Source organism: Arhodomonas sp. KWT (assembly GCF_010993615.1).
Genome location: NZ_WNXE01000121.1, coordinates 1 through 8,233, shown reverse-complemented (window position 1 = coordinate 8,233; position 8,233 = coordinate 1). Strand labels below are relative to the sequence as shown.

Annotated in this window: 7 protein-coding genes; 5 read left to right on the top strand and 2 right to left on the bottom strand. The window is 63.9% G+C overall.

Annotated features, from left to right (window positions below):
• The 5 genes from G7A99_RS14240 to G7A99_RS14220 form a co-directional block, all read left to right on the top strand.
• A partial coding sequence (locus G7A99_RS14240) for a DUF2345 domain-containing protein (protein ID WP_163141268.1) occupies nt 1–735 on the top strand: 735 nt, incomplete at its 5' end.
• A 5-nt stretch (nt 736–740) separates the two neighbouring features.
• Nucleotides 741–1,631, top strand: a complete 891-nt coding sequence (locus tag G7A99_RS14235) for a DUF4123 domain-containing protein (protein ID WP_163141265.1) — start codon at nt 741–743, stop codon at nt 1,629–1,631.
• Nucleotides 1,628–5,020: a T6SS effector BTH_I2691 family protein gene (locus G7A99_RS14230; protein WP_163141262.1), complete on the top strand. Its 3,393-nt coding sequence runs from the start codon at nt 1,628–1,630 to the stop codon at nt 5,018–5,020. The genes G7A99_RS14235 and G7A99_RS14230 overlap by 4 nt, the downstream gene beginning before the upstream one ends.
• Before the next feature lie 3 nt (nt 5,021–5,023).
• Nucleotides 5,024–5,890, top strand: a complete 867-nt coding sequence (locus G7A99_RS14225; RefSeq protein ID WP_163141259.1) for a tetratricopeptide repeat protein — start codon at nt 5,024–5,026, stop codon at nt 5,888–5,890.
• 231 nt (nt 5,891–6,121) lie between these two features.
• Complete coding sequence (locus tag G7A99_RS14220; RefSeq protein ID WP_163141256.1) at nt 6,122–6,988, top strand: tetratricopeptide repeat protein; 867 nt, start codon at nt 6,122–6,124, stop codon at nt 6,986–6,988.
• Nucleotides 6,989–7,313: 325 nt separating this feature from the next.
• Here the strand turns inward: G7A99_RS14220 and G7A99_RS14215 are convergent, their stop codons facing one another.
• Nucleotides 7,314–7,580: a PAAR domain-containing protein gene (locus G7A99_RS14215; RefSeq protein ID WP_163141253.1), complete on the bottom strand. Its 267-nt coding sequence runs from the start codon at nt 7,578–7,580 to the stop codon at nt 7,314–7,316.
• A 233-nt stretch (nt 7,581–7,813) separates the two neighbouring features.
• Nucleotides 7,814–8,233, bottom strand: a 420-nt coding sequence (locus G7A99_RS14210) for a response regulator transcription factor (protein ID WP_163141250.1), incomplete at its 5' end; no start/stop codon positions are given.

Here is an 8,233-nt window from a genome sequence, read left to right as displayed (position 1 = left end):
AGCGCCCACCGCCTCGCCGAGCGCCTCTCCGGGAGCGCCACCGCCCACCGCGCCGAGGCGCTCGAGGCGCACACCGAGCTCCAGCACGCCGGCGAGGACGCCGAGCACACCTACGGCAACAGCGAGCAGGTCAGCGCCGGCGGCGATCAGTCCAGCGCCCGCCGCGCCAGCGAGACCGGCGGGCGCGGCGAGACCCCCGGGCTCCGCGCCCCCTGGCTGCACCTCGCCTCGCCGGCAGGCATCACCGCAACCACCCCCGCCTCCACCCACCTCGCCCAGGGCGGCGCGCTCAGCGTCTCCAGCGGCGAGGACGTCAACATCGCCACCGGCGGCAGCCTCGTCGCCGCCATCACCCAACGCCTCTCGCTGTTCGTCCAGCGTGCCGGCATCAAGCTCTTCGCCGCACGCGGCAACGTCGATATCCACGCACACACCGGCGCCATCGGCCTCGCCGCCGAAAAGGACGTGACGGTTTCCTCATCCGCCGGGCGGGTGGAGATAAGCGCGGCCAGCGAGATCCTGCTGAGCAGCGGTGGCGGATACATCCGGATTAAGGACGGCAGCATCGATATTCACGCCCCCGGGGCCATAGACGTAAAGGGGGCGCAGCACGCCTTCGGCGGCCCGGCGAGCACGGGGCAGTCCCTCCCCGACCTGCCGGAAGGGGATGACGAGCTGTGCTCGCGCAAGAATCGGGATGCCTCCACGGGCGGTGAAGGTCTCGTGGAGGAGTGATGCCGGTGGCAGGTGACGCCGTTCAGCCCGTAAACGGGCTCGATGCGCTTCTCTGCGCACTTGAAGCGGGCCAGCACGTGCACGGCTTAACGGATCCATCGGCTGGCCCGGGTGACGCTGCCCGCGGGTCGGATCAGCGTAGTGCGCGGATAGCCAATCGGTTTGTCGACGTTCCGGCAACGCAGCAGTTGCGGATCCAGCGCCTTCCGGACGATCCCGTGGCGGTTCGACGGGCCGTCAGCGAAGCACTGGCGGACCTGCCAGTCAGCCCGGTCATGCCGCGCGCGGTATGTGGGTGGCTGGTGGCATCGGTGAGGCCCGAGGCCATTGCAGGCTATCTCGGGCGGCAACTCGCACAACGCACCTCGGACGGCCGGCACGCGTTGCTGCGCTTCCACGACCCCCGAATCCTGGCGCGTCTGGTGGATATCCTGACGCCGCGGCAGCTGTCAATTCTGCTGGGCCCCGTCGATGGGTGGTATTTCCCCGATCATACCGGACGGGTAATACGCATTTCGCCGCACGAGCCGCTGCGGAGTCTCGGGCGGCTGACGCTTAGCGAATCACAGTGGGGGGCTATCCGTCGCATCGCGAGGCTCAATCGCTGTATCGAGTTTCTGGAGCAGGACGCAGAGCGCCAAAAGCTCGAAAACGAGCCCGCTGTAATCGATCGACTGATCGAACAGGCTGCAGGCTTCGGCCTGTCCGGTGGTCGCGAGATCATCGAGTTCGTTGCCCATGGGGTCCGGGTCCACCCGGAGTTCCATCGCCATCCACGCATGCGCTCCCTTCTGAATGAATGCGGAGGGAAGCGCTCGTATTCCGTCCTGGTGAAGCGGTTGGGCGCGGCAGACTGGCAGGCCATCCGAGAGGACATGGAGGTCGAGGCAACATGACGGAAACGGACGCTCGTGATTATGCCGCGGAGCACCTGTGCACGGGGTTGGAGCAGGGGCGATGCCGTTACTGTGAGCGCGTGGGGCTACCGATCCTGCCGGTGCGCTACGCGGTGTGCCAGCGCACGCTGATCAACTCGTCCATTCCCGGGCTGTCGGATGCTGAAGTGGCGGCGTTCACGGGCGTGAGTCTTGACGAGGCCTTCCCCGAAGGGCGGAGCGAGCGCCGGGAGCTCGATGACGAGGCGCGGGCGCAGCTGGGGGAGAGCACGACGTGGCACGCGAACAAGTACATCCTGCGCCAGATGCGCCCGGGTTATCTCTATCTCTACGACGAAGAGCATCCCGAAGGGCTGCACTGGTACGCCTATGCCATTACCGATACCGGCAAGTTCTACCAGTTCCCGGTCGCGCATCCCCCGGTGGCCCCCGGTGAGCTCAGCTTCCCCTGCAACGACAGGCGTAACGAGGCGCTGAACGCGGCGTTCATCACCCTGCCGAGCGTCGAGACCGCCAGGCGCGTGTATTACGCGTTCACGCAACATCCGTGGCCGCTCGCGCATATCCGCCGCATCGGGACGGACGAGGCGTGGCGGAAACGGCACATGCAGTCGCTCGACATCCCGGCGTGGGTGGCGGGGCGGTCCGTGCCCCACGCCTTCGGCGTCGATACGCTGGCCGAGCGGGTGGCGGAGTACAGCCCCGGGCGTTGGGCGCTGTACACGCACTTCTTCGCCAGTGGTTACCAGGCGATCGACTATGACGCCGAGGCCCTGCGCGAGGCCATGGACGCGCGTCTGGCACACGCCGCCGCGCGCTACCAGGGCCGGGGGCTGATCCTCGCGGTCAACGACGAGCTCGGCATTATCGATGAGCTCAATGCCTACCGCCACCAGGCCCTGGCCGGGCTGGAGGCGTTCCTCGACGCCGACGGGGGTGCCAACCGTCGCCGGCTGCTGGGGGCGAAGGCGATCGAGGCCTTCCGCACCTCTGTCCACGAGACCGGGGACGCGCTCGTCGAGGAACGGGCGCAGGCGCGTACGCCTCAGGCCGAACTCCAGCAGATCAAGGCCAACTACGAAGACCGCATCAAAAGTACACCAGCCCCGGCGTCGAAGCAGCGTTGGCAGAACGGTTACGTGAGAGCCATCGCCCTATGGCGGAACCGGCGTGCGATGTCGCAGAGCGAGTATGGCCAGGCCATCGAACAGGCACAGCGTGCCAGCGACCAGGCCCGGGTCGACGAGATCGTCGGCGAGTATGACGAACAGCTGAGCGACCACTACCGTGTCGACGACGTCGAGACCTTCGAGCGGCGTTACGGCGAACGGCTGCACACCACTCGCGCCCTGCTCGAAGCCATGGACGACGATTACGCCGCCTGGGTACAGGCCCACCTCGGTGACGCGCTCGCCCGCTACAGCGAGCACGATTACCCCAGCGGCCTCGGCGCCACCGGACTGGTGGCCAACGCCCTGCGCGGCGGCATCATGGGCTCGAGCAGTGCCACGCTGTGGCAGGGGCTCTCCGGCGCACTCGGCGAGCGTGACGCCGTGCTCGTGCGGGCGCTGTTCGCCAACCAGCGCGGACTCATCGACGCCGCCGTCGATGCCGTCACCGCCGTGGAATCGGGAGCCGCCTTCCAGCCCGATTCGGACCCCGCCTGGCTGGCACGCTTCGAGACGGCCCGGTCCGGGCTGGGCACCCGCGAGCGCGAGCAGCTCCACAACCGCTATCCCACCCTGCTTGCCGCCCTGCTACAGGCCACCGGCAACGCCTGTGCCGCACTCGCCAGCCACCAGAGCGCGGCGGCCCTGCGGGGCGAGTCGCGCGAAAGCGGCTCTGGCAACGCGACGGATCGGGATGACGGGCATGAGTGTGCCGCCGCGCATGCCGCATTGCGCACCCTCGTGCGTTACGTCCAGATCATCGAGATCGGCGATCCCAACGTCCGGGGCGACGACGCCCAGCCCCCGTCGCGCCCCGTGCGCGTCACCGTAACCGTGGGCGAATATCGGCGCTGGCTGCGCCAGCTCGCGCATGGCTGCACCGAACATAGCGATGCTGACGAAGACGACAAGCGCGAGGCGCTGCATTTCATCGACGGCCGTGGGGGCAACTTCGCCCCACCCATCGCTGATAACCCGCGCAGGATCGAAGTCGAACTGCCCGCAACCCCGGAGGGACAGGCGGGGCTCGAGGCACTTCCGGAGATCGCCGACGACGAGCAGGCCCGCACGGCAATGGCCTGGGCCGCGCGGGCCGACCGCCTGCGTGCCAACGCCCAGGCGAGCGTGAGCAAATTCACCGGCGCCAACGCACTGGGTCAACAGGTCGCGCGGCTGATCACCCTCGCCGGCAGCCTGGGCGTGCTCGACCGCGAGCGCGAGCACCTTGCCGAGGAGAACGGCTGGTGGGCGAGTATCGGCGACACCGCCAACTACATCGGTACCGGCCTGAATGTGGTTGGTGACTACGCCGCGATCCATGCCTGGATGATCAGCAGTGACGCCGCCTCGGTGCTACCCGTTACCAACTCCCCTGGCTGGCGGATAACAGGGCGCACACTCGGGCTCTTCACCAGTGTCCTGGCCCTCCACGACGGTCTGTCCACCCTCAGCGAGGCGGCTCACGGGCGGCGACTGGGGCTGTCCGTCGAACTCATGGGGCGTAAAGCGGCGCTCGGCGCCGCCACCCTCACCGGCGGCATCATCGCCCTGCTGGGGGCGCCGCCGCCGTTCAGCGGCGCGATCGCCGTAACCGGCATGCTCGTCACGCTGTGGCTCGCGCAGGGCACGACCCTGCTGGTGCCGCCAGCGGTGGGGATGTGGCTCAACCGCAGTTTCTTCGGCCAGCACCGCGGCCAGCTCGAGCCGTACCGCGACCTCGCCGAAGCGCACGATGCTTTGGCCATGGTGTTCAAGGGGGTGACCGTGGAGTTCACCTGGACCCCCGACCCCGCCCGCCTCGACTGGGCGGCCGGACCGGTGCCGACGGGCCCCACCCCATCCCCTGTGCCGGCCGAGACCACCAGGTCGCCCGCCGGGCGCACCCTGTACCTGACCATCACCCTGCCCGATCTGGTGGCGATGGAGGTGAGGGGGGCGATAAATGCGCGCACTGGTGGTAAGCCTTTTCTGAAATTCAATCTGAAGAAGACCCAAGGAGACGACTATTTGAGATCCGCGGATGGTCAGGGGATGGACCCGGGGGAGCCGAACAAAGTAGGTGATATTGAGGTTGGTAAGAAAGAGGGTGAGGTCATCCTGAGCTACGAAAAGTCATTCAGCGATGCCGAGTTGAGTGATGGCGTGCGTTTGAGGCTGACATTCGTCGATCGACGCTCTGATTATGATATCGAGCAGGACGAGTTCACGATGAGGTTCTAGTTCATGTTTTTTCGAGCGCTGCTTTTCTCCGTGCTATTTGTCTGCCTGCCGGCTCAGGCCGAGGTTTTGTTTGACGATCCGACGGATGACACCCTCAATGATGTTATAGGCGGGGCGTCTTGTGACACGATCGACTCCTGGGCGACGGATGATAGTGCCAGATCCCAGTATCTAACGGGGATCGTCACTCTCAACGGGGAAAGGCGATGCGGTATAGAGAGGGATAATGAAAGATCAGCGGCTTTTCTGAAGAAGGCATGGGAGAAAGGGGCTGCGGATGCGGCATTGACGCTTGGTCTCATGTACTACGGCGGATACGGCGTGGAGAAAAATAATGAAAAGGCTGTGGAGTTGCTTGTCGCATCGGCAAAAGGCGGCCATGTCCGTGCGCAAAGGGAGCTGGGTTGGGCCTATAGAGGGCAAGAAATGCAGGATGTTTTCGATGAGGAAATAGATAAGGCCGTTTGCTGGCTTGAGAAGGCTGGTCATGCCGGTGATAGAAGCGCTGCTTATGCACTCTCCTGGATTTACGGCGGAGAAGAAGGCGTCGAGCGGAACGAAGACAAGATGTTCTATTGGGCAAAGGTGTCTTCGGAAGCCAAGTATGGGGATGCGACGACAGGTTTCAATCTGCTTGCGCGCTATTATGAGAAAGGTATCGGCACAGAGAGGGATCTGGTCCTCGCCTACAAGTACTATGACCTCAATGGAACCGCTGGTGTCGAGGGGAAGGCGCGGGTCGCCAAGAAAATGACACAGGATCAGATAAAAAAAGCTATTCGCCTTTCTCGCCGGTGGCAGGAGACGCATCATATCTATTTTCCGAGTTACCGTGGCCTCAAGCACCAGCCGGACGGGAGTTACCGGTAATTTGTAAGGGCGCTGCTTTAGGGGGAGGTCTGGCTGAAGCCTCTTCGGCCGGCACCGCGGCCCGCTCGAGCAGTACCGCAACCCCGCCGAAGCGCACGACGCTTCGTGCGCTACGAAAGATCGTTCAGCGATGCCGAATTGAGTGATGGCGTGCGTTTGAGGCTGACATTCGTCGATCGACGCTCTGATTATGATATCGAGCAGGACGAGTTCACGATGAGGTTCTAGTTCATGTTTTTTCGAGCGCTGCTTTTCTCCGTGCTATTTGTCTGCCTGCCGGCTCAGGCCGAGGTTTTGTTTGACGATCCGACGGATGACACCCTCAATGAGGTTATAGGCGGGTCATCCTGTGACACGATCGACTCATGGGCGACGGGTGATAGCGCCAGATCCCAGTATCTAACGGGGATCGTCACTCTCAACGGGGAAAGGCGATGCGGTATAGAGAGGGATAATGAAAGATCAGCGGCTTTTCTGAAGAAGGCATGGGAGAAAGGGGCTGCGGATGCGGCATTGACGCTTGGTCTCATGTACTACGGCGGATACGGCGTGGAGAAAAATAATGAAAAGGCTGTGGAGTTGCTTGTCGCATCGGAAAAAGGCGGCCATGTCCGTGCGCAAAGGGAGCTGGCCCGCGCTTATTGGGGGGAGAAAATGCAGGATGTTTTTTCAGAAGATATACACAAGGCCCTGTATTGGTTCGAGAAAGCCGGGACTGCTGGAGATCACCAATCGGGCTATGCGGCTTCCAGGATCTATCGAGGGGGGCAAGGAGTCGATCGTGATGAAAGAAAAATTTTCTATTGGGCCAAGCGTTCCGCTGAGGCCAAGTATGGTGACAGGATGTTCAGTTTTCCGTGGTTGGCCGAGCTTTATGAGAAAGGAGTAGGGACAAAAAAGAGCCTGGTGCTTGCATATAAGTATTATGACCTGAGTGGTACTTCAGGTGTTGAGGGAAAGAGTCGCCTAGCCAAAAAAATGACACAGGAACAGATCAACAAGGCAGTCCGCTTGTCCCGTCAATGGCAGGAGGAGCATCACATTTACTTCCCGAGCTACCGTGGCCTCAAGCACCAGCCGGACGGAAGTTACCGGTAATTCGTAAAGGCGCTGCTTTTGGGGAGTGTGGTCTGGCTGAAGCCTCTTCGGCCAGCACCGCGGCCAGCTCGAGCCGTACCGCGGCGTCGCCGAAGCGCACGATGCTTTGGCCATGGTGTTCAAGGGGGTGACCGTGGAGTTCACCTGGACCCCCGACCCCGCCCGCCTCGACTGGGCGGCCGGACCGGTGCCGACGGGGCCTGCCCCCTTTCCCGTGGCGGTGCCGCAATCGCCCGATTCCGGGGTGATGAATAGTCCGGCTGGCTGCGGTCTCCCTGCGTGGCTGGTCCCGTCCTATGGCGACTCCGGGTCGCGCCACGCCAGCCTATTCGTGGGAATGGTATCCCCCGTGCGACGAGATGAGGCTGGCGCCGCAGGCCGTTTTGTGTCCGTGCAGGGCGACGCGCCTGCCGCCCACGGTCATGGTCGGATGGCCTTCGATGATGGTGGTTGTCCCGTGTCCCTTGATCGGGCAGGTGACCTTGTCCCCGACACAGGCAACGGGCTTGCCGTCGATACGGTACTGACTTTGGCCGGTGATCACGCGGCCGCCGTGACTGGTGGTATCGCCCACCACGATGACTCCTTTCATGGGGCTGCATCCCTGCAAGTCGGTCGGAAGACAGCGGCGGCCTTTCCCGGCGCCGCATCAGGTCATCAATTTAGCGGCCGGGAACGTGTGCCGGCAAGGTCGTTCTGGTCGACGGCGCAGGCGGAGTGTGTCGTCAGTCTTAGGCAGGGGCCCCGGGGTGGTGGCTTGATGATGTCGCCCCGCCGCTGTCTGACGCGATTAGGGGTCGTGGCGACGGTCACCGAGCACCCGCCTCACCGCACGCGGCGCTTTTCCAGCTTTCGGGCGAGCGTTCGCCGGTGCATGCCGAGTCGTCTGGCGGTCTCGGAGATGTTGAAGCCCGTCTCCATGAGGGTCTCGTGGATGCGCTCCCACTCCAGTGTCTTGATGGAGGTGGTGCGTGAGGGGGCCTCGGTGGAGACGTCGTCCGGTGTCGAGCTGAAGGCGGCCTCGATGTCGTCAGTGTTCGAGGGTTTGACGAGGTAGTTGCAGGCGCCGAGTTTGACGGCGTTGACCGCCGTGGCGATGCTCGCAAACCCGGTCAGTACCACGATCCGCGTGGCGGGGTCGTGTTCGTGGAATGCCTGCACGGCCTCTAGCCCGGATTCGTTGCCCAGCTTCAGGTCCACCACCGCGTAGCCGATGCGGGTCGTTTGCAGCAGACGTCGGGTCTC